23 protein-coding genes are annotated in these 23,615 nt (G+C 71.7%); 16 read left to right on the top strand and 7 right to left on the bottom strand.

Annotated elements, in window-relative coordinates; translation table 11 throughout:
- The first annotated feature begins 60 nt into the window (after nt 1–60).
- Both xrtP and ACLJOU_RS20805 read left to right on the top strand, forming a co-directional pair.
- On the top strand, nt 61–570 hold the full coding sequence (gene xrtP / locus ACLJOU_RS20810; RefSeq protein WP_410569299.1) for an exosortase P: 510 nt from the start codon (nt 61–63) through the stop codon (nt 568–570).
- On the top strand, nt 567–1,943 hold the full coding sequence (locus ACLJOU_RS20805) for a glycosyltransferase family 2 protein (protein ID WP_410569298.1): 1,377 nt from the start codon (nt 567–569) through the stop codon (nt 1,941–1,943). The genes xrtP and ACLJOU_RS20805 overlap by 4 nt, the downstream gene beginning before the upstream one ends.
- 21 nt (nt 1,944–1,964) lie before the next feature.
- Here ACLJOU_RS20805 and ACLJOU_RS20800 read toward each other — a convergent pair whose 3' ends face one another.
- Nucleotides 1,965–3,827, bottom strand: a complete 1,863-nt coding sequence (locus tag ACLJOU_RS20800; protein WP_410569297.1) for an N-acetylmuramoyl-L-alanine amidase — start codon at nt 3,825–3,827, stop codon at nt 1,965–1,967.
- Nucleotides 3,828–4,110: 283 nt separating this feature from the next.
- Between ACLJOU_RS20800 and groES the strand changes: the two genes are divergently transcribed.
- Together groES and groL are read left to right on the top strand one after the other, a co-directional pair.
- Nucleotides 4,111–4,404: a co-chaperone GroES gene (groES, locus tag ACLJOU_RS20795; protein ID WP_004559922.1), complete on the top strand. Its 294-nt coding sequence runs from the start codon at nt 4,111–4,113 to the stop codon at nt 4,402–4,404.
- A gap of 97 nt (nt 4,405–4,501) precedes the next feature.
- On the top strand, nt 4,502–6,115 hold the full coding sequence (groL, locus tag ACLJOU_RS20790) for a chaperonin GroEL (RefSeq protein ID WP_410569296.1): 1,614 nt from the start codon (nt 4,502–4,504) through the stop codon (nt 6,113–6,115).
- A 147-nt stretch (nt 6,116–6,262) separates the two neighbouring features.
- On the opposite strand, the gene ACLJOU_RS20785 is transcribed toward groL, so the two are convergent.
- Nucleotides 6,263–6,565, bottom strand: coding sequence for a WhiB family transcriptional regulator (locus ACLJOU_RS20785; RefSeq protein WP_033261506.1), 303 nt, complete (start codon nt 6,563–6,565; stop codon nt 6,263–6,265).
- A gap of 248 nt (nt 6,566–6,813) precedes the next feature.
- On the opposite strand from ACLJOU_RS20785, the gene ACLJOU_RS20780 reads away from it, so the two are divergent.
- The 5 genes from ACLJOU_RS20780 to ACLJOU_RS20760 all read left to right on the top strand — a co-directional run bounded on the left by ACLJOU_RS20780 (nt 6,814) and on the right by ACLJOU_RS20760 (nt 11,451).
- On the top strand, nt 6,814–7,719 hold the full coding sequence (locus ACLJOU_RS20780; RefSeq protein WP_410569337.1) for a MerR family transcriptional regulator: 906 nt from the start codon (nt 6,814–6,816) through the stop codon (nt 7,717–7,719).
- A gap of 266 nt (nt 7,720–7,985) precedes the next feature.
- Nucleotides 7,986–8,840 carry a hypothetical protein gene (locus ACLJOU_RS20775; RefSeq protein ID WP_410569295.1) on the top strand — a complete coding sequence of 285 codons (855 nt, stop codon included), beginning with the start codon at nt 7,986–7,988 and terminating at the stop codon, nt 8,838–8,840.
- A gap of 131 nt (nt 8,841–8,971) precedes the next feature.
- Entirely contained in the window at nt 8,972–9,568 is a 597-nt protein-coding gene (locus ACLJOU_RS20770) for a response regulator transcription factor (RefSeq protein WP_003073605.1), read from the top strand.
- 377 nt (nt 9,569–9,945) lie between these two features.
- Nucleotides 9,946–10,518, top strand: coding sequence for a sigma-70 family RNA polymerase sigma factor (locus ACLJOU_RS20765; protein ID WP_026468912.1), 573 nt, complete (start codon nt 9,946–9,948; stop codon nt 10,516–10,518).
- Nucleotides 10,519–11,451, top strand: a complete 933-nt coding sequence (locus tag ACLJOU_RS20760) for an anti-sigma-D factor RsdA (protein ID WP_410569294.1) — start codon at nt 10,519–10,521, stop codon at nt 11,449–11,451.
- 64 nt (nt 11,452–11,515) lie between these two features.
- Here ACLJOU_RS20760 and ACLJOU_RS20755 read toward each other — a convergent pair whose 3' ends face one another.
- Nucleotides 11,516–11,911, bottom strand: a complete 396-nt coding sequence (locus tag ACLJOU_RS20755) for a DUF5319 domain-containing protein (protein ID WP_003073549.1) — start codon at nt 11,909–11,911, stop codon at nt 11,516–11,518.
- 148 nt (nt 11,912–12,059) lie between these two features.
- Between ACLJOU_RS20755 and guaB the strand changes: the two genes are divergently transcribed.
- The 3 genes from guaB to ACLJOU_RS20740 all read left to right on the top strand — a co-directional run bounded on the left by guaB (nt 12,060) and on the right by ACLJOU_RS20740 (nt 15,434).
- Nucleotides 12,060–13,571 carry an IMP dehydrogenase gene (gene guaB, locus ACLJOU_RS20750; protein ID WP_410569293.1) on the top strand — a complete coding sequence of 504 codons (1,512 nt, stop codon included), beginning with the start codon at nt 12,060–12,062 and terminating at the stop codon, nt 13,569–13,571.
- A 133-nt stretch (nt 13,572–13,704) separates the two neighbouring features.
- Nucleotides 13,705–14,223 (top strand): hypothetical protein, encoded by a 519-nt coding sequence (locus ACLJOU_RS20745; RefSeq protein ID WP_410569292.1) that lies wholly within the window; start codon nt 13,705–13,707, stop codon nt 14,221–14,223.
- Nucleotides 14,224–14,300: 77 nt separating this feature from the next.
- On the top strand, nt 14,301–15,434 hold the full coding sequence (locus ACLJOU_RS20740) for a GuaB3 family IMP dehydrogenase-related protein (protein WP_410569291.1): 1,134 nt from the start codon (nt 14,301–14,303) through the stop codon (nt 15,432–15,434).
- Here ACLJOU_RS20740 and ACLJOU_RS20735 read toward each other — a convergent pair.
- Nucleotides 15,418–15,612: a DUF397 domain-containing protein gene (locus ACLJOU_RS20735; RefSeq protein ID WP_410569290.1), complete on the bottom strand. Its 195-nt coding sequence runs from the start codon at nt 15,610–15,612 to the stop codon at nt 15,418–15,420. The genes ACLJOU_RS20740 and ACLJOU_RS20735 overlap by 17 nt on opposite strands.
- A gap of 154 nt (nt 15,613–15,766) precedes the next feature.
- Between ACLJOU_RS20735 and ACLJOU_RS20730 the strand changes: the two genes are divergently transcribed.
- The 3 genes from ACLJOU_RS20730 to ACLJOU_RS20720 all read left to right on the top strand — a co-directional run bounded on the left by ACLJOU_RS20730 (nt 15,767) and on the right by ACLJOU_RS20720 (nt 19,789).
- Nucleotides 15,767–17,479 carry an FAD-dependent oxidoreductase gene (locus ACLJOU_RS20730; protein WP_410569289.1) on the top strand — a complete coding sequence of 571 codons (1,713 nt, stop codon included), beginning with the start codon at nt 15,767–15,769 and terminating at the stop codon, nt 17,477–17,479.
- Between the two features lie 24 nt (nt 17,480–17,503).
- A complete protein-coding gene (locus ACLJOU_RS20725) occupies nt 17,504–18,211 on the top strand; it encodes a maleylpyruvate isomerase family mycothiol-dependent enzyme (protein WP_410569288.1) in 708 nt (235 codons plus the stop codon).
- Nucleotides 18,212–18,283: 72 nt separating this feature from the next.
- Nucleotides 18,284–19,789 (top strand): FAD-binding oxidoreductase, encoded by a 1,506-nt coding sequence (locus tag ACLJOU_RS20720; protein ID WP_410569287.1) that lies wholly within the window; start codon nt 18,284–18,286, stop codon nt 19,787–19,789.
- Here the strand turns inward: ACLJOU_RS20720 and ACLJOU_RS20715 are convergent.
- Both ACLJOU_RS20715 and ACLJOU_RS20710 read right to left on the bottom strand, forming a co-directional pair.
- Nucleotides 19,786–21,231, bottom strand: coding sequence for an aldehyde dehydrogenase family protein (locus tag ACLJOU_RS20715; RefSeq protein ID WP_410569286.1), 1,446 nt, complete (start codon nt 21,229–21,231; stop codon nt 19,786–19,788). The two genes, ACLJOU_RS20720 and ACLJOU_RS20715, sit on opposite strands and share 4 nt — an antisense overlap.
- A gap of 55 nt (nt 21,232–21,286) precedes the next feature.
- Entirely contained in the window at nt 21,287–22,321 is a 1,035-nt protein-coding gene (locus ACLJOU_RS20710) for a zinc-binding dehydrogenase (protein WP_410569285.1), read from the bottom strand.
- Nucleotides 22,322–22,395: 74 nt separating this feature from the next.
- On the opposite strand from ACLJOU_RS20710, the gene ACLJOU_RS20705 reads away from it, so the two are divergent.
- Complete coding sequence (locus tag ACLJOU_RS20705) at nt 22,396–23,001, top strand: rhomboid family intramembrane serine protease (protein WP_410569284.1); 606 nt, start codon at nt 22,396–22,398, stop codon at nt 22,999–23,001.
- On the opposite strand, the gene ACLJOU_RS20700 is transcribed toward ACLJOU_RS20705, so the two are convergent.
- Nucleotides 22,969–23,514 carry a DinB family protein gene (locus ACLJOU_RS20700; RefSeq protein ID WP_410569283.1) on the bottom strand — a complete coding sequence of 182 codons (546 nt, stop codon included), beginning with the start codon at nt 23,512–23,514 and terminating at the stop codon, nt 22,969–22,971. The genes ACLJOU_RS20705 and ACLJOU_RS20700 overlap by 33 nt on opposite strands.
- Nucleotides 23,515–23,615 lie beyond the last annotated feature (101 nt).

The following is a 23,615-nucleotide window of genomic DNA, read 5'->3' as shown; positions in this document are numbered from 1 at the left end:
TCGGGAAATCCACACACCGAGAGGAACGTCGTGGCGGTAGCGAGCGCTCCGAACTCAGGAATGACGAAGTTTCCGCAGGTCGTAGCGCTCGGTGCGCTGGCGGCGGCGGGTGTCGTGGTGGTGCTGGCCGAGCGGCTCTACCGCGAGCTGGAAGTACGGCTCGCCGGGGCCATCCTCGATCTCTTCACTACATCGGGTGTTTATGTGGCACCCGATCGGGAGTCTGTTTACTTTGGGTTGACCAGTACTACTCCGTTCGGGTTGAGAATGACGCCGGAATGTTCTTCGGCGTTCCTTTTGCTGCCCCTGCTCGTTGTGACGATGGCCATGCTCTACTTCCGGCCGTCGAATGCACGGCGGCTCTTCTTTTCGCTCGGTATTTCCGCGGTCGTCGTCGTCTTGGTGAACCAGTTGCGCATTCTGACGATCGTCGGGCTCGTGCACGGCCTCGGCACCGACGAGGGCTACTACTGGGGCCACACGCTGCTCGGCTCGATGGTCAGCGTGTTCGGCGGCGCCGTCTCGATCGTCCTGTTCGTCTGGCTGGCGACCCGGAGGAAGAAGGCATGAGCGGCAAGGTCCTGCTGGCGATCACGCAGGCGTTCGCGCTCACCATGAGCGTGGCGTTCCTCGTCTACGTCGTCGTGATCGTGGTGCCGTACCTGCGCCGCAGGCCCGGCCCGGTCGGCGACCCGGCCGGCTTCACCTGGCACTTCTTCGTGCCGTGCCGCGACGAGCAGACAGTCATCCGCGAGACGATCCGCTACCTGCGCACCACGTTCCGGCACGCGCACGTCTGGGTGGTCGACGACGATTCGGAGGACCGCACCGCGCGCGTCGTCCGGATGCTGTGGCGGCGCCACGGCGGCTATGACCCGTACCTGCACCTCGTGCCGCGCGTGCGGCCCGAGGCCCGGACCGGCAAGGGCGACGCGCTCAACGCCGCCTACCGCGCCCTGAACGACTGGATGGGCCCGGACGCGAGCCGCGACGACGTCGTCGTGGTGGTCGTCGACGCCGACGGGCGCCCGGCGCCGAACTGCCTCGAGGTCTGCGCGGCGGACCACCTCTTCGGCGACCCGGAGATCGGTGCGGTGCAGCTCGACGTGTGGATGGGCAACGCGGGCACACCGCCGCCGTCGCGCAACCCGGTCGGCCGCTGGTTCGGCCTCAAGCTGGCGCAGCTGCAGGACCTGGAGTTCCGGACGGCGATCGCGGCGATCCAGACTTCGCGCGGGTTCACCGGCACGATCTCCATGGGCGGCAACGGCCAGTTCACCCGCCTCACCGCGCTGGACTCGATCGCCGGCGACGCCGGCGAGCCGTGGCGCGGTTCACTGCTGGAGGACTTCGAACTCGGCGTCCACCTGCTGACCGCGGGCTGGCGCACCGGGTTCACCCCGGATTCCCACGTCTCGCAGGAAGGCCTGTACAGCCTGCGGCGGTTCCTCGTGCAGCGCACGCGCTGGGGCCAGGGCACCATGCAGTGCGCCCGGTACCTGCGGCGGATCTGGGATTCCCCGCACGTCAGCACGCTCGGCGCGGCGGAGATGATGTACTACCTGGCCCAGCCGTGGCTGCAGCTGCTGGGCTCGCTGCTGTACCCGATCCCGTTCGTGCTCCTGGTCATCGGCACGGCGGGCGACCCGGCGCGGATGTGGACGTGGTTCACCGGCGGCGCCTGGATCCTGTTCGCCATCTACGGCTCGTTCGGGCTGCTGCCGTTCCTCGTCTGGGGCCCGATCTACCAGCTGAAGTGCTTGCGCAGCAGGAACATCCTGCGTGGCATCGGGATGGGCTTCGCGTACGCCGCGTACATCTACACGTTCTACGTGACGTCGTGGCGCGCGCTGTTCCGGCTCGTCCGCGGGCGCAACGGCTGGGCGAAGACACGCCGCAACACCGAGCGGGCGGCGGGGGCGAAGGTCGCGCTCGACGCGTGAGCGCGACCTCCGCCGGCCGGGTCAGAACGCCGGGAGGAGCCGGACGTCGTCCGCCTTGACGAACGCGATCCGGTGCCCGAACTGGATCTGCACGTACTTCAGCTTGCCCTTGACCACGACGTGGTCGGCGGGGTCGAACGTGACGGCGTAGTAGTACTCCGACCCGACCGTGCCGGCCGACGAGTACTGCTGGCCCGCGGCCAGCGTGTACGGCAGCGGCGTGATGGCCTGCACCGGCACGTTCGCCGGGTAGGCCTCCGGTTCCGGGTAGGCGCGACCGAACACCGGCACCGTCGCGAGACCCGGCTTCGGCGTCACGACCCAGCCGACCGCCGGCTTCGCGACCTTCGCACCGCGGGGATTGTGGAACCAGCCCTTCTGGCCGAGGTACCAGATCGCCGTCCAGTCGCCGCGGACCTCGGCGACGGCGTACCGCTGCCCGGTCGCGACGCGGCTGCCGACGTCCGAGACGTCCATCGTGGCCGCCGAGCCGTCGGGGTGCAGGCCGGCGTCCTTCAGCAGCGGCGCGGAGTCACTCGGCTCCGAGTGCAGCACGACCGCCTCCGAACCGCGCGGCGCGCACGGGGTCCCAGGGCTGTCGCAGCCGGTGAACACCGGCTGGTTCTTCGCGAAGTCCGGGTCGATGGTGACGAGCGACGAGCCGGGCAGGCCGAACCCGCCGAGCGGCGCGCCCAGCAGGTCGAAGTAGTGCGACCAGTCCCAGTACGGGCCCGGGTCCCAGTGCATGCCCTTGATCGTCGACGGGACGGTGCCCGGCACGTTGTCGTGGCCGATGATGTGCGCGCGGTCGAGCGGGATGCCGTACCTGCGCGCGAGGTAGCCGACGAGCTTCGCGCTCGAGCGGTACATGGCCTCGGTGTACCAGGTGCCCTTGGCGGCGAAGCCCTCGTGCTCGATGCCGATCGACTTCGCGTTGACGTACCAGTTGCCGGCGTGCCAGGCGACGTCCTTGGTCGGCACATGCTGCGCGATCAGGCCGTCGGCCGAGCGGATGGTGTAGTGCCAGCTGACGTACGTCGGGTCCTGGGCGAGGTCGAGGACGTTGGCCCAGTAGCCCTCGGTGTCGTGGATGACGATGTGGTCGATCCGCTGGCTCTCGGGCCGGTTCGCGAGGTCGTGGTTGCCGTAGTCGCCGCCCGGCAGCTCCTGGTAGGGCGCGGGCACCGACTCGCAGGTGACCCGGCGGGGGCACTCCACGCCGGGTGGCGTCCGGTCGGCGTGCTGCGGGACGACGAGGTCCGGCGTCGCGCTCAGCGTCACCTGCTGGCCGTCGTCGGTGGTCCGGGCGATGCCGGTCTTGAGGGTGGCGAAGACTTCGTCGGCGAAGGTCTGCGCGGCGTCCCCGGCAGACCCGCTGTACTTCGCGACGGCGTCGTACCAGTCGCCGCCCGTGTGGTACTTCGCGAGCAGGGCGGCGCCGCCGCGGATGTTCTGCGCGGGATCGGTGCGCAGCGTTCCCGCATCGGTGTGGAGCAGCCGCGCGGCTTCGTCGACGGTCTGCAGCGTGGGCGGCGGGGCGGCGGGCCCGGCCTGCGGGTGGCGGGCGGGACGGGCGTCGTCCCCGCGCGGGTCTTCGGTGCCGGCGTCGTGGTGGCTGGTCGCGACGCCGGCCTCCCGCAGGTCGGTGAGGTGCATCGGGCCGTAACCGGCGGACGTGGACGGCGTGCCGGCGTTGGTGTCCCAGCGCGACTCCAGGTAGGAGACGCCGAGGAGGATGTTCTCCGGGACGCCGAACTCGGCCGCGGCGGCGGCGAAGTCGCGCTGGCGCTGGGCGGTCGTGTCGGCGTGGGCCGGGGTGGCGAGACCGGTGACCAGCGCCACGGCGGCCACTACGGCGGCTGTTCTGGGGACGGGCATGGGCATGAACCCCCAAGGTGCAGGTGCCAGAGGTGAGAACCTAACCAGAAACGCGTGCCGGGAGTAAGAGCCGGCCTGCCGATGGGCGGCGTGTCGGGCCGAAACCGCCGGTCAGCTGGTTGCGGGAGGCCCGTGCGCTCGTCCGGTGGACCCTCCTTGCACGATTGGCACTCGCGTGGATAGAGTGCTAATCGCACGGCCCGAACAGCCCCGGCACCCGCGACGGCGGGGGTGGTAGAGCCGTAACCACATCCTGCCAACGCTTTCGACGACCGTGGAGGTCAACCCGGTGAGCGTGAACATCAAGCCGCTCGAGGACAAGATCGTTGTCCAGACGAGCGAGGCCGAGGAGACGACCGCTTCCGGCCTCGTCATCCCCGACACCGCCAAGGAGAAGCCCCAGGAGGGCAAGGTTCTGGCCGTGGGCCCGGGCCGGATCGACGACAAGGGCAACCGCGTCCCGCTCGACGTGAACGTCGGCGACGTCGTCATCTACTCCAAGTACGGCGGCACCGAGGTCAAGTACAACGGCGAGGACTACCTCATCCTGTCCGCCCGCGACGTGCTGGCCGTCATCAACTGACGTCCGCTCGCAGCGCATGACGCCCCGGGCCCCGCACAACGCCGGGGGACGGGGCGTTCGTGCGTTCAAGACCACCGAAAGGTAAGCGGAACACGCTATGCCCAAGCAGATCAGTTTCGACGAGGACGCTCGTCGCGCGCTGGAGCGCGGGGTGAACAAGCTCGCCGACGCGGTCAAGGTCACCCTCGGCCCGCGCGGTCGCCACGTCGTGCTCGACAAGAAGTTCGGCGGCCCGACCATCACCCTCGACGGCGTGACCGTCGCCCGTGAGATCGAGCTCGACGACCCGTTCGAGAACCTCGGCGCGCAGCTCGCCAAGAGCGTCGCCACCAAGACCAACGACGTCGCCGGCGACGGCACGACGACCGCGACCGTGCTCGCGCAGTCGCTGGTGAAGGTCGGCCTGCGCAACGTCGCGGCCGGCGCGAACCCGACCTCGATCGGCCGCGGCATCGAGGCCGCCGCGGAGAAGGTCATCGAGGTCCTCAAGGCGAAGGCCACCCCGGTCAAGGGCCGCGAGAACATCGCCCAGGTCGGCACCGTGACCTCCCGCGACGCCAACATCGGCGCCCTGCTCGGCGAAGCCGTCGAGAAGGTCGGCGAGGACGGCGTCATCACCATCGAGGAGTCGTCGACCCTGGCGACCGAGCTGGTGATCACCGAGGGCGTGCAGTTCGACAAGGGCTTCCTCTCGGCGCACTTCGCGACCAACCCGGAGGAGCAGAAGGCGATCCTCGAGGACGCCTACGTCCTGCTGCACCGCGAGAAGATCTCGGCGCTGGCCGACCTGCTGCCGGTGCTGGAGAAGGTCGTCGAGGCCAAGAAGCCGCTGCTGATCATCGCCGAGGACGTCGACGGCGAGGCGCTGTCCACCCTCGTGGTGAACTCGCTGCGCAAGACGATCACCGCCGTCGCGGTCAAGGCGCCGTTCTTCGGCGACCGCCGCAAGGCGTTCCTGGACGACCTCGCGGTCGTCACCGGCGGCGAGGTCATCTCCGCGGAGATCGGCCGCAAGCTGTCCGACGTCGACCTCGGCGCGCTGGGCAAGGCCCGCCGCATCGTCGTCACCAAAGACGACACCACGATCGTCGACGGCGCCGGCTCCAAGGACGCCATTTCCGGGCGGGTCGCGCAGATCCGCAAGGAGATCGAGACGACCGACTCCGACTGGGACCGCGAGAAGCTCCAGGAGCGCCTCGCGAAGCTGGGCGGCGGCGTCGCGGTCATCAAGGTCGGCGCGGCCACCGAGACCGAGCTGAACGAGCGCAAGCACCGCATCGAGGACGCCGTGGCTTCCACCAAGGCGGCCGTCGAGGAGGGCATCCTGCCCGGCGGTGGTTCGGCGCTGGTCCACGCGGTCAAGGAGCTCGAGGGCGGCCTGGGCCTCTCCGGTGACGAAGCCACCGGCGTCCGGATCGTGAAGGACGCGCTGACGGCCCCGCTGTTCTGGATCGCGACCAACGCGGGCCACGAGGGCGCGGTCATCGTCAACAAGGTGCAGGAGCAGGGCTGGGGGCAGGGCTTCAACGCCGCCACCGGCGAGCTGACCGACCTGCTGGCGGCCGGCATCGTCGACCCGGTCAAGGTGACCCGGTCCGCGGTGGCGAACGCCGCCTCGATCGCGCGGCTCGTGCTGACGACGGAGTCGTCGGTCGTCGAGAAGCCGGCCGAGGAAGAGCCCGCCGCGGCGGGCCACGGCCACTCGCACTGACGCAGTACGCGAAGCGGGGCGGCATCCCACCAGGGGTGCCGCCCCGCTTCCGTCCCGCCGCGGTGTCGCTTTCGCGGGAAAGCGACGGCTGGACGGCACGGAGGGCGGCACCCCACCCGGTGCCGCCCTCCGATGTCTGTGGCGCGCTCAGCCGCCGGACATGCTGAGCGCGCGTTTGTCCGATTTGATGATGTGTTCCCGTTCGGACTCCGAGAGCCCGCCCCAGATGCCGTACGGCTCGTGCACCGCCAGCGCGTGGCTGCGGCACATCTCCAACACCGGGCAGCTCAGGCAGACGGCTTTCGCTCTGGCCTCCCGTCGTGCCCGCGCCGGGCCGCGCTCGCCGTCCGGGTGAAAGAAGGACGCGCTGTCCATCCCCCGGCACGACCCTTCGAGCTGCCAGTCCCACATGTCGGCGTTGGGTCCTGGGAGCCTGCGCGTGTCTGCCATCCTGACCGCCTCCGTCATCCGGTCGATGCCGCTAGCTGCTCTGCTGTGGTGCCGATACTCCATTCGGTGCAACGGCGGTAACGTTAGAAGCGCGCCAATAGTTGTTCAAGCGATTCGGTTCGATTCAGCCGTTAGGCATCCCCCGGATGTGTGAGCAGGGCTTTCGCCTCCGGTTGCCGATGGCGCTGGGTGCCTGGATATTGAGCCTCGTGGGAGCTGGGTCGGGCACCGATGAACCCACCCTGCCGGTGGCCTCGGTCGCCCGCCGGCTCGGGGTCGCGCCGTCCACCCTCCGAACCTGGGACCGCCGCTACGGACTGGGTCCCAGCCGGCACACCGACGGCCGCCACCGCCGCTACGGCAGCTCCGACATCGGCCGCCTGGAACTGATGCAGCGCGCGCTGCTGAGCGGCGCGTCGACGGCCGAGGCGGCGCGCTACGCCCTCGAGCAGATCCCGCGTTCCGGGCCGCGCCAGCCGGAGGAGCCCGGCGAACCACCCGCGGCTTCGGTCGCCGACGACGGCCTGGAGTTCCGCTCCCGCCTGGCCCGCCGCCTGAGCACGGCGGCGCTGGCGATGGACGTCGGCGCGGTCCAGCGCATGCTCGCGGACACGATCGCCGAACTCGGCGTCCTCCCGGCGTGGACGGGGGTGATCGAGCCGGTGCTGTCGGCGCTGGGCGCGCGGTGGCGCGGGGTGAGCGCGGGCGCGGAGGTGGAGTACCTGCTGGCGGAGTGCGTGTTCGCGGCCCTGGTCCGGGCGACCCCGGTGCTGGACGAGCCCCGCAACACCCGCCCGGTCCTCCTCGGCTGCGTCCCCGACGAGCGCGACTCGATGCCGATGTACGCGCTGGCGGCGTCCCTGGCCGGGCGGCGCATCGGCGCGCAGCTGTTCGGGGTACCGCTGCCGGCGGAGGTCCTGGCGGTCGCGGTCCGCCGCAGCGCCCCGGCGGCGGTGGTGCTGTGGGCCCACGGCCGCGGAGTCGCGGACGCGCGCCTGTTCGCCCGGGTGTCCCGCGGCCGCCAGCGCAGCCGGCTGTTCGCCTGCGGCCCGGGCTGGGACCCGGCGACGCTGCCGGACAAGGTCGAGCTGCTGACGGACCTCCCGACGGCAGCGGACCGCATCGAGCACGTCCTGGTCGGCGCGCGACCGTAGCGGGGTGGCGGCAGTAGCGGTGGTCAAGCGGTTGGCCGGCGGCTGTCCACAGCCCGGTTGTGATGTGGACAGTTCCGGCGGCCGCGCCGCGATCCGGGCGCAGCAGGAACGCCATCAGGGCCTCATCGCCACGCCACCACTGAGCAGGGCCGCGGCGGCCCGGTGGGGCTCGCTGCGGCCGGACGGGATGGGTGGGGCTTGACCGCCCGGGGCGTGGCGGCACTTCGATCATGTTTTTTGTCGGACCCACCCACTAGAAAGGACGGGTGCACGAACCCGCCCTGAGGGCCGCCGCGTTCGGGAGTGATCCGCTGCCCGATCCCGCCGCCCTGCGCGGGGCCGGGCGGCCGCGGGAACGGCTGCTCGCCGCCGTCGTTCTCGGGGCACAGGGCCGGTACGCCGCCGCTGCGACGCTGCTCGACGTGCTCCGGCAGGAGCGCGATCCGGTCACGGCGTCCCTCGCCGCGAGCACCCTCGCCTCGCACCGGCGGCAGCTGGGCGGGCACCGGCAGGCCCGCGCCCTCGACGGCGAGGCCTTCGCGAAGGCCGCCGCCGCAGAGACCGAGCCCGACCCGGACGGTCTCGATGCCGCCGGGGCGAGGACCGATGCCCTGCTCGGCCTGGCCGCCGACAACCTCGCCCTCGGCCGGCTCGCCGCCGCCCGCCGGCTCGCCGATCGGGCCGCGGCCGCCGGGCACGGGTGGCGAGCCACCGTCCGGGGCGGCTGGGTGGGCGCCGAAATCGAACTCGCCGCAGGTCAGGGCGCCGCCGCCGTACCGCACGCCCGACGCGCTTGGGAAACCGCGCGAGCGCGGGGCGCGCGGCGGCACATCGTGAAATCCGGGATTGTGCTGGCAGTCGCCCTGAGCGCGGCCGGGGATCCCGATCACCGGCAGATTTCGGACGACCTTGTCGGAAATGCAATGGCGACGGCGGAGGAATGCGAACTCCTTTCACTTTCTTGGCCGGCGGCGCTCGTCGCGGCCGACCTGCGCCCAGGACACGCCGAGGAGTATCGATTCAGAATGGCGCAGGTGTTGCACGCAGTGTTACGAAGCGCCGATCCTTGCGGGAGGAGGGTTGCGGGGGAATCACCATGGGTCCCCGTCCCGGGTGGTTGAGCCGTCGGAATGGGGTGTTCCGGCATCCGGGCTAAGAAAGTTCAAAAAAAGCCACCGGATCGTGTCAAGGTTCGGGCTAAAGCGTCCGATAGGGGAAGAGGAATGTCACCCGGCTGCAGGAAGGAAACCCCGTGACGACGGTCTTGATCTGCGACGACCGACGCAGTGTCCGTGAAGGGCTCACCCGAGTGATGTCCGCGGTCCCTGGGGTCAGTCGCATCGACTGCGTAGCGCACGGTGACGAGCTGCTGGCCCGGTACTCCCGTCAGCCCGTCGACGTCGTGCTGGTCGGGACGCAGCGCGCGGTCCCGACGGGTGTCGAAGCCACCCGGCGGCTCGTCTCGGCCAACCCCCAGGCGAACGTCATCGTCTTCGGCGCCCCGGACGACGCGGGCAGCATCGCCGCCGCGATCGCCGGCGGTGCGCGCGGCTACCTCCGCTGGGACGCGTCCCGGCCGGAGCTGGTCGCCGCGCTGGCCCACACCCTGGCGAGCACCTCGGTGCCCGCGCCCCGTCAGCCGTCCGACCCGGGCGTCCAGCTGACCGAGCGCGAGCTTCAGGTGCTCCGCGGGATGAGCCAGGGCAAGAGCAACGGCCAGATCGGCCGCGAGCTCTACCTGTCCGAGGACACGGTCAAGACCCACGCCCGGCGGCTGTTCCGCAAGCTCGGCGTGCGCGACCGCGCGCAGGCCGTGGCCCACGGCTTCCGTCGCGGCCTGGTCAGCTGACCTGACGCTCTCCCCGTTCCTGACACGGCCGGTTCCCAGGTGACGACGGGCCAGGGCACACCGCCCTGGCCCGCACCTGTGTGGTCCCCACCACAGTCCGGCGTTTCGCTGTGGCGGAATTCCGCCTCCCCGCCGCGCCCCCGCGGCGGATCTCGTACCCGCAGCCGGGTTCGCTCGTTGAATCGGCGACCTCGACCGCGGGTGTGCAGGACGACCCGTACTTCCGCGGCCCCCGCCGCCGCGGCGCGCCCGGGCGCACCGCGCGCGCCGTTACGGAGCGGGCCGACGGTACGGTAGCGGTCTCCGGTGCGCGGTGGAGGCGACCACGAACCGGGTTCTCTGCACACCTACACGTAACACTGGGACTGTTGTCTGCGATGGCCAATGTGGGGGATGGACTGGATGAGCCGGTCGCCGCTGCTGTCGAGGGAGATCCCCAGGCAGTGGAGCGGCTGCTGGCTGCTATCCGTCCACTGGTAGTGCGGTATTGCCGCGCCCGGGTTGGCAGGCAGGAGCGATCGTTCGCTTCGGCGGACGACGTTGCGCAGGAGGTGTGTCTCGCGGTGCTAACGGCATTGCCCTCGTACCGCGATCAAGGCCGCCCGTTTCTGGCCTTCGTCTACGGGATCGCCCAGCACAAGGTGGCCGACGCGCACCGCGCGGCGGCGCGCAACCGGGCCGAGCCGGTGGCCGAGATCCCCGACGAGGTCGAGGGCGGGGTCGGCCCCGAGCAGCGGGCGCTGCAAGGTGAGCTGAACGAGCGGATGTCCCAGTTGTTGCAGGTGCTGCCGGACAAGCAGCGGGAGATCGTGGTGCTGCGCGTGGTCGTCGGCCTGTCGGCGGAGGAGACCGCGGATGCGGTCGGCTCCACCCCCGGCGCCGTCCGCGTCGCCCAGCACCGCGCCCTTGCGCGGTTGAGAAAGGTCCTGGCCGCAGAGGAGGTGATCTGAGTGACCGGTCACGAGAGATTCGAGCCGGACGACGTCTTCGGCAGTGGCCTGACGGCGTCGGAGGCGGAGTTCGCCGCCGACCTGTCGGCGGTGCAAGCCGACGACGCGCTGCTCGACGCGCTCGGCGGGTCCGACCCGGCGTTGGCCGACGGACTCGGCGACCAGGAGCTCAACGCGTTGCTGGTGGCGTGGCGAAGAGACATCGACAGCGAGCCGCTGGCCGAGCTGGTCGACGTCGACACCGCCGTGCGCACCGTCAGCACCGCCGCGCTCGCGAAGCGGCACGCTTCGAGCGGACGCCGCCGCAGGCTGCTCGTCCCGATCGCCGTCGCCGCCGCCGTGCTGGCGATCGCCTTCACGGGCACCGGGCTGGCCGCGCGCTCCGCCCAACCGGGCGACACGCTGTGGGGCCTCGCCAAGGTCCTCTACTCCGACCACACCCGTTCCGTCGAGGCCGCCGCGACGGCGAAGCTCGACCTCGAAAAAGCCAACCTCGCCATCGCCGGCGGCAACCTCGACGCCGCCCGCCAGGCCCTGCAGGACGCGCAGGCCGCCCTGTCGCAGGTCACCGACGAGGAGAACCGCGACCAGCTGATGGAGCAGCACCGGCAGCTCGCCGCCCAGCTCCAGAACCCGGAAGCGCCGGTCCAGGGCCCGATCCAGACCTCGCTGCCGCCGGTTTCGCCGGGCGCGCCGACGAGCCAGGCCCCGCCGGCCGGCTCGGCGTCCTCCCTCCCGGGCAGCGGCAGCGGCACCACGAGCCTGCCGGGCAGCGCGACCCCGACGCCGACGCCCCCGCCGCCGACGACGACCCCGCCGCCCACGACGACCCCGCCGCCGCCGACCACCACCGGCGCCACCGGCAACGACCCGGGCACGCCGCGCAGCGAGTCCGCCGGCGGTGCCCCGCAGGGCGTCAGCGAGACGACGTAGATCCGACCCGAGAAAAGCCCTGGTGAGGAAACTCACCAGGGCTTTTTCCGTCGGTGGGGAGCGCTCAGTAGGCGCTTTCGTTGGCCGTCACGCCGTCGGCGAAACCGCGGCAGTAGTCCCAGCTCACGTAGTCGCCGGGGTTGGGGTCGTAGGCCGGCTCGTGCGGGCGCATCCGCCCGTCGGCCAGCAGCTGCTCGAGGCTCGCCCGCAGCAGGTGCCAGTCGTGGTAGTGCGGTTCGTCGCACTCGCCGCAGTCGACGACGATCCCGCGGACACCGCGGGGTTCGAGCAGGGCCTGGTAGACGGCCAGATCCGAAAGATCGGCCAGTAGTTCGGTGCGTTCGGAGTCGCTGATCGGCTCGTCCAGCCGGTCCTCGGGGTCTCCGAAAGCGCGGGCCGGGTCGTCCGGGTCGTCCGCGAACGGGTCTGGAGGCAGGACATCGTGCGCCACGGCCTGCACGGTACCGGGCGGCCCCGCCGGCCCGCCCACCGCCCGGGGCGGGCGGCGAGCGGCGGATATCATGAGGGGAAGGCTCCGAGTCGCCGTTGATCTTGATCCGGAACACAGCGACACGCTCATCCCGCGCCAGGAAGGCCCTTCACCCGCTATGACCAGCGACGGCATCACCGCCCCCGTGCCGGCCAAGTTCGCCATGCTCGGCCTGACCTTCGACGACGTGCTGCTGCTGCCGGCCGAATCGGACGTCGTTCCGAGCACCGTCGACACGAGCTCCCGGCTGACCCGGAACATCACCCTCGGCATCCCGCTGGTGTCCGCGGCGATGGACACCGTCACCGAAGCGCGGATGGCCATCGCCATGGCGCGCCAGGGCGGTATCGGGGTCCTCCAGCGCAACCTGCCGATCGACGAGCAGGCCGCCGCGGTCGAGGTCGTCAAGCGGTCCGAGGCCGGCATGGTCACCGACCCGGTCACCTGCTCGCCCGACGCGACGCTGGCCGAGGTCGACGCCCTGTGCGCGAAGTTCCGCATCTCCGGCGTGCCGGTCACCGACGCGGCCGGGACGCTGGTGGGCATCATCACCAACCGCGACATGCGGTTCGAGGTCGACCACAGCCGCCCGGTGTCCGAGGTCATGACGAAGGCGCCGCTGGTCACCGCCCAGGTCGGCGTGTCGGCGGACGCCGCGCTCGGCCTGCTGCGCCGGCACAAGATCGAGAAGCTGCCGATCGTCGACGGCGCGGGCAAGCTCCGCGGCCTGATCACGGTCAAGGACTTCGTGAAGACCGAGCAGTACCCGAAGGCGACGAAGGACCCGGACGGCCGGCTGATCGTCGGGGCCGCGGTCGGCGTGGGCGTCGACGGCCACAAGCGCGCGATGACGCTCGCCGAAGCCGGCGTCGACGTGCTGATGGTCGACACCGCGCACGGGCACTCCCGCGCGGTCGTCGACACGGTCGCGCTGCTGAAGAAGGAACTGGGCGAGTCGGTCGACATCGTCGGCGGCAACGTCGCCACGCGGGCCGGCGCGCAGGCGCTGGTCGACGCGGGCGCGGACGGCATCAAGGTCGGGGTCGGCCCGGGCTCCATCTGCACCACCCGGATCGTGGCGGGGGTCGGCGTGCCGCAGATCTCGGCGATCTACGAGGCCGACCAGGCCGCCCGGCCGGCGGGCATCCCGGTGATCGGCGACGGCGGCATCCAGTACTCCGGTGACATCGCGAAGGCCATCGCGGCCGGCGCGTCCACGGTGATGCTGGGCAGCCTGCTCGCCGGCACCGCCGAGTCGCCGGGTGACCTGATCCTGGTCAACGGCAAGCAGTTCAAGGTCTACCGCGGCATGGGCTCGCTGGGTGCGATGCAGTCCCGCGGCCAGGGCAAGTCCTACTCGAAGGACCGCTACGCCCAGGACGACGTGCTCAACGAGGACAAGCTGGTCCCGGAGGGCATCGAGGGCCGGATCCCGTTCCGCGGCCCGCTGGCCAACGTCGTGCACCAGCTCGTCGGCGGCCTGCGCGCGGGCATGGGCTACGCGGGCGCCGAGACGATCGCGCAGCTGCAGGAGGCCCAGCTGGTCCGGATCACCGCGGCCGGGCTCAAGGAAAGCCACCCGCACGACATCACGATGACCGTCGAAGCCCCGAACTACACGACCCGCTGACTACCGCCGGCAGCGTGGCCCGCACTCCGGAGGCGTCCGAAGTGCGGGCTTCTCGCTGTGTCACCGTGACCTAGCGTGCGTAGCGTGATCGGTCTATCGCCTTGCGTGGCCGTCGTGGTGTGCACTGGGGCACATGACGATCGGCCGGCTGCTGCGCAGGGTCTTCTTCACGGCCGTCGCCCTCCTGTCGCTCGGCCTCGGCGGCGTCGTCTGCCTGATGTGCCAGGTGCTGGCCGGCCGGGACGCGCCGACGTACCGCGTCGAGGGGTACGTGCTCTTCCACGAGCGGGGAGAGCTGCCGGTCGCCGGTAATGAAGACGCGGTCAGCCAGACGATCGACGTCGGCGCGGCGGGCCGGCGCTACCACGTCACCGCCGTCGACCCCGGTCTCGACCTCCCGGCGGGCCAGCCGGTCGCGCTCGACATCTCGACGGCGGACGGGAGCATCGCCTACCTCCAGGCCGGCGGCGGCGTGGTCGACCTGCGGCCGGGCGTGGTCCGGCCGGTGCTGCTGATCGCCGCCAGCCTGCTGGCGCTGGGCGCGGTGTACTTCGGCGCGGTCCGGCTCCACGTCTACCCGCCGGTGGCGACCTGGCTGGCCCTCGCGCTGGGCGCGGTCCTGGCGCCGATCGCCGTTTTCGTGCGCGTGTAGACCCCCGTGCGCGGGTCACCCACGCGGCCTAGCGACAATGGGGCACGGCAAATCGTCGTCGTCGGAGGAGGCTGCACGTGCGGGACCTGGTCGAGATCGGGATGGGCCGCACCGCGCGGCGGGCGTATGACCTCGACGACGTCGAGATCGTGCCGTCGCGGCGGACGCGCTCCTCCGCGGTGGTGTCCACCGCGTGGCAGATCGACGCCTACCGCTTCGACCTGCCGCTCGTCACGCACCCGACCGACGCGATCGTTTCGCCGGGCACCGCGGTCGCCGTCGGCGAGCTGGGCGGGCTGGGCGTGCTCAACGCCGAAGGGCTCTGGGCCCGGCACGCGAACGTCGAGGACGCCATCTTCCAGCTGGTCCGCGCGGCCGAGGACCTCGAGGACCCGACCGCGGTCGGCCGCGTGCTGCAGGAGCTGCACGCCGCGCCGATCCGGCTCGACCTGCTGAGTGAGGCGATCAAGACCGTCCGCGAGTCCGGCGTCACGGTGGCCGCGCGCGTCAGCCCGCAGCACGCCGCCGAGCTGACCCCCGACCTGGTCGCGGCCGGTGTCGAGATCCTCGTCGTGCAGGGCACGATCATCTCCGCCGAGCACGTCCAGCGCGACGCCGAGCCGCTGAACCTCAAGGAGTTCATCGGCCGCCTCGACGTCCCCGTCATCGCCGGCGGCGTCAGCGACTACCGCACGGCGATGCACCTCATGCGCACCGGCGCGGCCGGCGTCATCGTCGGCCACGGCTACACGCCGGGGGTGACGAGCACCGACCGCGTGCTCGGCATCGGCGTGCCGATGGCCACCGCGATCATCGACGCCGCGGCCGCCCGCCGCGACTACCTCGACGAGACCGGCGGCCGGTACGTGCACGTGCTCGCCGACGGCGGCATGACGACCTCGGGTGACATCGCGAAGGCCATCGCGTGCGGCGCCGACGCCGTCATGCTCGGCTCGCCGCTGGCCGCCGCCTCCGACGCGCCCGGTCAGGGCCTGTACTGGACGGCGGCCGCGGCGCACCCGTCGCTGCCGCGCTCACGCGTGGCGGCGGGCCCCGACTACGCCGTGGACCTCAAGACCCTGCTGTTCGGGCCGTCGTCGGACGCGGAAGGCGTGGTGAACCTCTTCGGGGCGCTTCGCCGCGCGATGGCGAAGACGGGTTACTCGGACCTCAAGGAGTTCCAGCGGGTGGGGCTCACCGTTCGGCGGTGAGCTGCGCGAGGAACGCGGCGAAGGCCCCGGCCGAGTAGACGAGGACCGGGCGGGGCGTCGGCTGTTTGGTGTCCCGCACCCCGACGACGCCGGGGCCGGTGCCGATCTCGACGCAGGCGTTCTCTTCGAAGTGGCTGTGGCTCGACTTGCGCCAACCGGTGAGCGTTCGTGGGCTCATCGTGGTGTCTCCCGCGATTGTGTCCCGCGCGGCGGTGATTCGCCGACGTGGACATCGAGCACCGTAGAGATTACCCACTATTGTCGTCGGACAACCATAACCGACGAGTAACTTACCTCTGGTCAGAACGCGGAGCCGGAGTTACGCTCCAGGTGTGACTGCCAGTAACACCACCACCAGTGCGGGTGGCCCCGACTACGACGTCGTCGTGGTGGGGTCGGGGTTCGGCGGCAGCGTCGCGGCGCTGCGGCTCACCGAGAAGGGCTACCGGGTCGCCGTCGTCGAAGCCGGGCGCCGGTTCGCCGACGACGAGTTCGCGAAGACGTCGTGGGACCTCAAGCGCTACCTGTGGGCACCGCAGGTCGGCTGCTACGGCATCCAGCGCATCCACATGCTCAACGACGTCATGGTGCTGGCGGGCGCCGGCGTCGGCGGTGGCTCGCTCGTCTACGCGAACACGCTGTACCGGCCGCTCAAGCCGTTCTACCGCGACCGGCAGTGGGCGCACATCACCGACTGGGAAGCCGAGCTCGCGCCGCACTACGACCAGGCGAGCCGGATGCTGGGGGTCGTCACCAACCCGACGATCACGCCGTCGGACGTCGTGATGCGCGACGTCGCGAAGGACATGGGGGTCGCCGATTCCTTCCACCCGACGCCCGTCGGCGTCTACTTCGGCAAGCCGGGGGAGCGGGCGGCCGACCCGTACTTCGGCGGCGCCGGCCCCGAGCGCGTCGGCTGCACCGAGTGCGGCTCGTGCATGACCGGCTGCCGCGTCGGAGCGAAGAACACGCTGGTCAAGAACTACCTCTACCTCGCCGAGCAGGACGGGGCGAAGGTCATCCCGCTCACGACGGTGACGTCCGTGCGGCCCGTCGACGGCGGGTACGAAGTCGACCTGAAGAAGACCGGGACGACCTCGAAGAAGTTCCGGACGACGATCACGGCCGAGAAGGTCGTCTTCGCCGCCGGGACGTGGGGCACCCAGAACCTGCTGCACAAGATGAAGGACACGGGCACACTGCCGCGGCTGTCCCGCCGGCTCGGTGAGCTCACCCGGACGAACTCCGAGGCGATCATCGGTGCCGCCCGGACCGAGGTCGACGAGAGCCGGAACTTCAGCCGCGGCGTCGCGATCACCTCGTCGATCCACCCGGACGAGAACACCCACATCGAGCCGGTGCGCTACGGCAAGGGCAGCAACGCGATGAGCCTGCTGCAGACGATCGCGACGGACGGCGCTTCGCCGGTGCCGCGCTGGCAGCAGCTGCTGCGGTTCCTGCTGAAGCACCCGGTCCAGTCGGCGCGGATGCTCAACGGCTACCGCTGGAGCGAGCGCACGGTGATCCTGCTGGTGATGCAGAGCCTCGACAACTCGATCACGACCTACACGCGCCGGGGCCTCTTCGGCCGCCGCAAGTACACGTCGAAGCAGGGCCACGGCGAGCCGAACCCGAGCTTCATCCCCGCCGGCCACGAGGCCAACGAGCGCACGGCCGAACGCATCGGCGGCATCGCGGGCGGCACGTGGGGCGAGATCTTCGACATCCCGCTGACCGCGCACTTCATCGGCGGCGTCCCGATCGGGGCGACGGCGGAGGAGGGCGTGCTCGACCCGTACCACCGCGTGTTCGGCTACCCCGGGCTGTCGGTGGTGGACGGCGCGGCGATCACGGCCAACCTGGGCGTGAACCCGTCCCTGACGATCACCGCCCAGGCGGAGCGCGCGTTCTCGTTCTGGCCGAACAAGGGCGAAGAGGACCTGCGGCCCCCGCAGGACGCCGGGTACGTGCGGCTGGAGCCGATCGCCCCGAAGAACCCGGCCGTCCCCGCCGAAGCCCCCGCCGCGCTGCATCGATCCTCGTAGGCCGTTCCTCCTAGACTCGGGGCCGTGACGGCACCCCAGAAGGCACACGCGCTGCTCGGCGGCATCCGGAAGCTCGACGACGAATGGGCGCTGGCCATCGGCGGCCTCGGCGAACCCGAGCTGCGCGCCCCCAGCGCGCTGCCCGGCTGGTCGCGCGCCCACGTCCTCGCGCACGTCGCCCGCAACGCCGACGGCCTGCGCAACCTGCTGACCTGGGCGAACACCGGCGTCGAGACGCCGATGTACCCGAGTGCCGAAGCGCGCGACCGGGACATCGAGGCCGGAGCCCAGCGGGCGGCCGCCGACCTGCTCGCGGACTTCGTCGCCTCCGCCGGGCGCTTCGAGCAGTACGCCGCCGCGCTGCCGGACGACGCCTGGGTGCGCGAAGCCCGCAACCGGCAGGGTGCGTCCGTCACCGGGGCCGTCGTGGCGCGGATGCGGCTGTCCGAACTGACCATCCACCTCGCCGACCTCGACCGCGGCTACGACCTGGACCGCGTGCTGGCGCTGCTCGGCCCGCTCACCGAGGACGTCGTCCAGCACGCCATCACCTCGCGCGGTGCCCACCTGCCGGCCCTGCACCTGGTCGCCGACGGGTTCGAGTGGACGATGGGCGCCGCCCCGAAGACGACCGTCCGCGGGACGGCCGGGGCGCTGCTGGCCTGGCTCAGCGGGCGCTCCGACGGCCACGCCCTCGACGGGGCCGTGCCCCGGATCCCGGCCTGGGCGTGACCGGCCCGCTCCGCCCGGTGAGCCCCTTGCGGCCGCTCTACACTGGGCGTTCCCGGCACCGAGGAGTCCGCTGTGGACAGTGAGCACGACCAGGGGCGGCCCGGCGTCCCCCGGAGGGCGTTCCTGCGGATCGCGGGCGTCTCGGCCGCCGGAGCCGTCGCCGCCGCGTGCGGGCCGGAGAAACCCGCGGCCCCGGTGGCGTCGACCGCTCCGGCGACCACGGCGTCCGCACCGCCCGCCAGCAGGCTGCCCACCGCGCCGCCGAACTGGGACGACCTGCGCACCCAGCTGACCGGCGGCCTGCTGCGCCCGGGCAGCGACGGCTACGACACCGCCAAGCGCGGCTTCAACCCGCTCTTCGACGGCAACAACCCGGTCGCCGTCGCGACCGCGTCCTCCGTGCAGGACGTCCAGACCTGTCTGCGGACCGCGGCCGGGCGCGTCACCATCGCCGCACGCAGCGGCGGGCACAGCTACGCCGGTTACTCGGTGCCCGGCGGCGGGCTCGTCATCGACGTGGCCGGGCTCAACAAGATCGACGTCCAGGGCGGCAAGGCCGTGATCGGCGCCGGCGCGAAGCTGAAGGACGTCTACGCCGCGCTGGCGCAGGCCGGCCGCGTCCTGCCCGCCGGGTCCTGCCCGACGGTCGGCATCGCCGGGCTGACCCTCGGTGGCGGCATCGGCGTGCTCGCCCGCAAGTACGGCCTGACCTGCGACCACCTGAGTTCCGCGCAGGTCGTCGTGGCCGACGGCCGGGCGCTGACGGCGTCCGCGGGCTCCGAGCCGGACCTGTTCTGGGCGCTGCGCGGCGGGGGCGGCGGCAACTTCGGCGTCGTCACCGAGTTCACCTTCGACACCGACCCGGCGCCCGAGGAGCTGACGGTGTTCTCGCTGCGCTTCCCGGCCGGGTCCGCGAGCAGCGTGCTCGCCGCGTGGCAGCAGTGGATCGCGGCGATGCCGCCGGAGCTCTGGGCGAACCTGGTGCTCTCGGGCGGCTCGCCGGTGCAGTGCCGGGTCGGCGGCTGCTACGTCGGGGGCACCGCGGGGCTGAACACGCTGCTCAACAACCTGACCACCAACGCCGGAGCCCGGCCGGCGCAGCGCACGGTGAAGACCCTGGACTACCTCGGCGCCATGAAGTACTTCGAGGGCAGTTCGAACCGCCAGTCGTTCGTCGCCTCGTCGCGGATGATCACCACCCCGGTCGACGCGGCGAAGGTGGTCGCGGTCGCCGACGGCAAACAGGGTATGGACCTGCTCATCGACGGCCTCGGCGGCGCGGTGGCGAGCCCGGCCAAGGACGCCACCGCGTTCTGGCACCGCGATGCGCTGGCCAGCGTGCAGATCTACGCGCCGGCGACGGCGAAGACCCGGGCGAAGGTCACGCAGGCGGTCGGCGACGTCGTCACGGGGCTGGCCGCGGCCGGTGCGGGCGGCGGGTACGTCAACTACATCGACCCCGCCCTGCCCGACTGGAAGACGGCCTACTACGGCGACAACGCCAAGCGGCTGCAGGACGTTTCGCAGAAGTACGACCCGCAGAACGTCTTCCGGTTCGGGCAGGGCGTCGTCAGTTAAAGCTCGATGCCGGTGAAGACGGTGACGCGTTCTTCGGTGAGGTCGTGCATCGCCGCGAGCACGCCTTCGCGGCCGACGCCGGAGCCCTTGACGCCGCCGTAGGGCATCTGGTCGGCGCGGTAGGACGGGACGTCGCCGATGATCACGCCGCCGACCTCCAGTTCGGCCGAGGCGTGGAAGGCCAGCTGGACGTCGGTGGTGAAGACGCCCGCCTGCAGGCCGTACGCCGATTCGTTGACCGCGCGGAAAGCGTCGTCCACACCGTCCACAACGGACACCGCGAGCACCGGGCCGAAGATCTCCTCGTTCCACGCCTTCGTGTCCGGCGGGACGTCGGTGAGCAGCGTCGGGGCGACGGTCGCGCCGTCGCGCGTGCCGCCGGTGAGCACCTTCGCCCCCGCCGCGACGGCCTCGTCGACCCACGCGACGATCCGCTCGGCGGCGGCTTCGTCGACCACCGGGCCGACGTCGGTGTTGCGGTCGTACGGGTCGCCGGTCCGCTGCGCCTCGACGGCTTCGAGCAGCGCGGGCACGAACTCCTCGGCCACGGCGGCGTCCACGATCACCCGCTGCACCGCGATGCAGGACTGACCGGCCTGGTAGTTGCCGAAGGTGGCGATCCGGTGCGCGGCACCCTCGGGGTCCGGCCAGTCGCGCAGCACGACGGCCGCCGCGTTGCCGCCGAGCTCGAGCACGACGTGCTTGCGCGGCGCGGCGTCCTTGAGCGACCAGCCGACCGGGCCGGAGCCGGTGAACGACACGACGGGCAGCCGCGGGTCGGCGACGAGCGCCTGCGTCTGTTCGTTCCCCAGCGGCAGCACGGAAAACGCGCCCTCCGGCAGATCCGTCTCGGCGAGGATTTCGCCGAGGACCAGCGCCGACAGCGGCGTCCGCGGCGCGGGCTTGACGATGATCGGCGCGCCGATCGCCAGCGACGGCGCGACCTTGTGCGCCACCAGGTTGAGCGGGAAGTTGAACGGCGCGATGCCGAGCACCGGCCCGCGCGGGACGCGGCGGGTCAGCGCCAGCCGCGCCTCGCCCGCGGGGTCGGTGTCGAGGCGCTGGACTTCCCCGCTGAAGCGGCGGACCTCCTCGGCGGCGATGCGGAACACCGACACCGCCCGCTTGACCTCGGCCTCGGCCCACTTGAGCGGCTTGCCGTTCTCGGCGGTGATCACCTCGGCGATCTCCTCGGCGCGGGCGGCGAGGACCCGGGAGACGTGCTCGAGGGCGCCGGCCCGCTGGTGCGCCGGGGTGCGCCGGAACTCCTTGGCGACCGACGCCGCGGCGGCCACCGCGCGTTCGACCTGGTCCGGCCCGGGCACGGCGACCGTGGCGACCTCGCTGCCGTCGTACGGGTGGTGCACGACGAGCGTGGTGGCGCCCGGTTCGGGGCGGCCGGCGATCCAGGCGGGGCGCGGCTCGGGGGTGATCATGTCCATGCGTACCAACGTAATCCGGCCGGGTGCCCGGCAGGGTGACACCCACCCGGACGGGTCACGGCTTGATGAGCACCTTCAGCGCTTCGCGGTCCGCCATCGCGCGGTAGCCCTCCGGCACGCCTTCGACGTCGATGGTCCGGTCGAAGACCTTGCCGGGCTGGTACTTGCCGTCGAGGACGTCCGGCAGCAGTTCGGGGATGTAGTGCCGGGCGGGAGCCACCCCACCGGTGACGGTGATGTTGCGCCGGAACAGCGCCGGGCCGATCGGGCCCTCTTCGTACTGCGGGACGCCGACGCGGCTGACCGCCCCGCCCGGGCGCACCGCCCCGACCGCCATCTCGAAGGCGGCTTTCGTGCCGACGCACTCGAGCACGGCGTGCGTGCCCTCGCCGTTCGTCAGCTCACGCACCTTCGCGATGCCCTCCTCGCCGCGCTCGGCGACGACGTCGGTCGCGCCGAACTCGCGGCCGAGGTCGGTCCGCGCCCGGTGGCGTCCCATGAGGACGATCCGCTCGGCACCGAGGCGCTTCGCGGCGAGGACGGCGGAGAGGCCCACGGCGCCGTCGCCGATCACGGTGACGTTCTGGCCCTTCGTGACGCGCGCCTTCGTCGCGGCGTGGTGGCCGGTCGGGAAGACGTCCGACAGCGTGAGCAGCGACGCCAGCAGTGCGTCGTCCTCGGTGTGCGGCACCTTGACGAGCGTGCCGTCGGCCTGCGGCGCGCGCACGGCTTCGCCTTGACCGCCGTCGACGCCCTTCGCGCCCCAGAACCCGCCGTGAAGGCAGGACGTCTGCAGGCCTTCGCGGCAGAACACGCAGGTGTTGTCCGACCAGACGAAGGGTGCGATGACGAGGTCGCCCTTGGTGACGGTGCGGACGTCCGCACCGGCCTCCTCGACGACGCCGAGGAACTCGTGCCCGATCCGGCGGCCGCGCTCGCTCGGCGCCATGTCGGCGTACGGCCAGAGGTCGCTGCCGCAGATGCAGGACCGCACGACCCGCAGGATGACGTCGGTGGGGTCCACCAGTTCCGGGTCCGGGACGGTTTCGACCCGCACGTCACCGGCGCCGTGGATGACTGTCGCTCGCATACTGGGGCCTTCCCGTGGAGGTTCGTGACAAACGTCGGGGGTGCGACGGCGGTGGCGCGCCTAGATTTTCGGTCATGACCACGCGCACCGCATCCCGCAACCCCCTGGCGGCGCTGGCCCCGGTGCGCCGCCGCCCGTACCTCACCGCCGTGGTCTTCGCGGTGACGCTGGCCTGCGGGATCGCGCAGCTGGTGCACCCGCCGCTGTACGACGCGATGCGCCGCGACGCGGCCCGCATCGACGCCGGCGAGTGGTACCGCCTGGTCACGGGCATGTTCTTCCAGGACGCGCGGGCGTTCGGCCTGGTCTCGAACCTGGTGTGGCTGGCGGTGTTCGGCACGCTCGCCGAGCGCGTATTCGGCCGCGCTCGCTGGCTCGTCCTGTACTTCGGCTGCGGCCTGACCGGCCAGTTCCTCAGCTATGTCTGGCTCAACCCGGTCGGCGCGGGCAACTCGATGTGCACGGCCGGCCTGCTCGGCGGCCTCGCGGCGGTGGTGATGGCGGCTTCGCGCCGCTACGGCGTGGTGCTGCCGGTCCAGTTCCGGATCATGGCCTTCGCGGTACCGGTGCTGGCCGTGGTGGACACGGTGGCGCACGACAACCACGGCCTGCCCGCCCTGCTCGGCCTCGCGCTGGGCTTCCTGCTGCTACCGGCTCCGGTAGAGGTCGCGCAGCAGTAGAACCTCCGCGCAGTGGTGGATCATCTCGCGGTGGATGTGCAGCACCAGCGTTGCCATCGGGTACTTCGCGTACGGGCCCTCCGCCGGGCCGCACGGCCGCGCCAAGGCCTCTTCGTCCAGTGACCCCACCCCGGCGATCCACCGGGCGTAGCACTCGTCGAGCCGGGACAGCGCCTCGGCGGCCGTCCCCGGGTACGGGTAGTCGTCGTAGGTCATCGGCGGGCCGCCGAAGTGCGAGGCTGTGCGCATCCCCAGCACCCCGACCAGCACGTGGGCGAGCCGCCAGGCGATCGTCGTGACCGGCGGGGGCGTCGGCTCGGGGTAGGCCCAGTCGATCGTGAACGGGCCGGTCCCGGGTTCGTCGTCCGACTTCCGCGGGCGGACGGTCCAGCAGCCCGCGACCGGCTCCCAGCGGTACTCCTCGTCGGTGAGCCCGGTCAGCTTCGGACGCGTGTGCACCTTCCAGTGGAAGCCGAGCTGGTCGGTCAGTTCCTTGGTCCAGTTCACAGCCATACCGCGCACCGTAGGCCCGATCGCGGACAGGGACGGCCCTGAATCCCGGGTGACCGGGCCCACCTGGGACGATGGAGGTCAATCCAACGTCGCCAGGAGGT

Source organism: Amycolatopsis sp. cmx-4-61 (genome assembly GCF_046548775.1).
In the GTDB taxonomy this organism is placed as follows: Bacteria; Actinomycetota; Actinomycetes; order Mycobacteriales; family Pseudonocardiaceae; genus Amycolatopsis.
Note: the sequence above shows the minus strand (reverse complement) of the source record. Positions and strands in the feature narration are given on the sequence as shown.

Excerpts from the sequence above, each read along its gene's own strand:
- ACLJOU_RS20745 (WP_410569292.1), top strand. The coding sequence starts at position 13,705 with ATGACGATCGGCCGGCTGCTGCGCAGGGTCTTCTTCACGGCCGTCGCC.
- guaB (WP_410569293.1), top strand. The coding sequence starts at position 12,060 with ATGACCAGCGACGGCATCACCGCCCCCGTGCCGGCCAAGTTCGCCATG.
- ACLJOU_RS20735 (WP_410569290.1), bottom strand. The coding sequence starts at position 15,612 with ATGAGCCCACGAACGCTCACCGGTTGGCGCAAGTCGAGCCACAGCCAC.
- ACLJOU_RS20785 (WP_033261506.1), bottom strand. The coding sequence starts at position 6,565 with ATGGCAGACACGCGCAGGCTCCCAGGACCCAACGCCGACATGTGGGAC.
- ACLJOU_RS20805 (WP_410569298.1), top strand. The coding sequence starts at position 567 with ATGAGCGGCAAGGTCCTGCTGGCGATCACGCAGGCGTTCGCGCTCACC.
- ACLJOU_RS20710 (WP_410569285.1), bottom strand. The coding sequence starts at position 22,321 with ATGCGAGCGACAGTCATCCACGGCGCCGGTGACGTGCGGGTCGAAACC.
- groL (WP_410569296.1), top strand. The coding sequence starts at position 4,502 with ATGCCCAAGCAGATCAGTTTCGACGAGGACGCTCGTCGCGCGCTGGAG.
- ACLJOU_RS20715 (WP_410569286.1), bottom strand. The coding sequence starts at position 21,231 with ATGGACATGATCACCCCCGAGCCGCGCCCCGCCTGGATCGCCGGCCGC.
- ACLJOU_RS20765 (WP_026468912.1), top strand. The coding sequence starts at position 9,946 with ATGGCCAATGTGGGGGATGGACTGGATGAGCCGGTCGCCGCTGCTGTC.
- ACLJOU_RS20700 (WP_410569283.1), bottom strand. The coding sequence starts at position 23,514 with ATGGCTGTGAACTGGACCAAGGAACTGACCGACCAGCTCGGCTTCCAC.
- xrtP (WP_410569299.1), top strand. The coding sequence starts at position 61 with ATGACGAAGTTTCCGCAGGTCGTAGCGCTCGGTGCGCTGGCGGCGGCG.
- ACLJOU_RS20800 (WP_410569297.1), bottom strand. The coding sequence starts at position 3,827 with ATGCCCATGCCCGTCCCCAGAACAGCCGCCGTAGTGGCCGCCGTGGCG.
- ACLJOU_RS20705 (WP_410569284.1), top strand. The coding sequence starts at position 22,396 with ATGACCACGCGCACCGCATCCCGCAACCCCCTGGCGGCGCTGGCCCCG.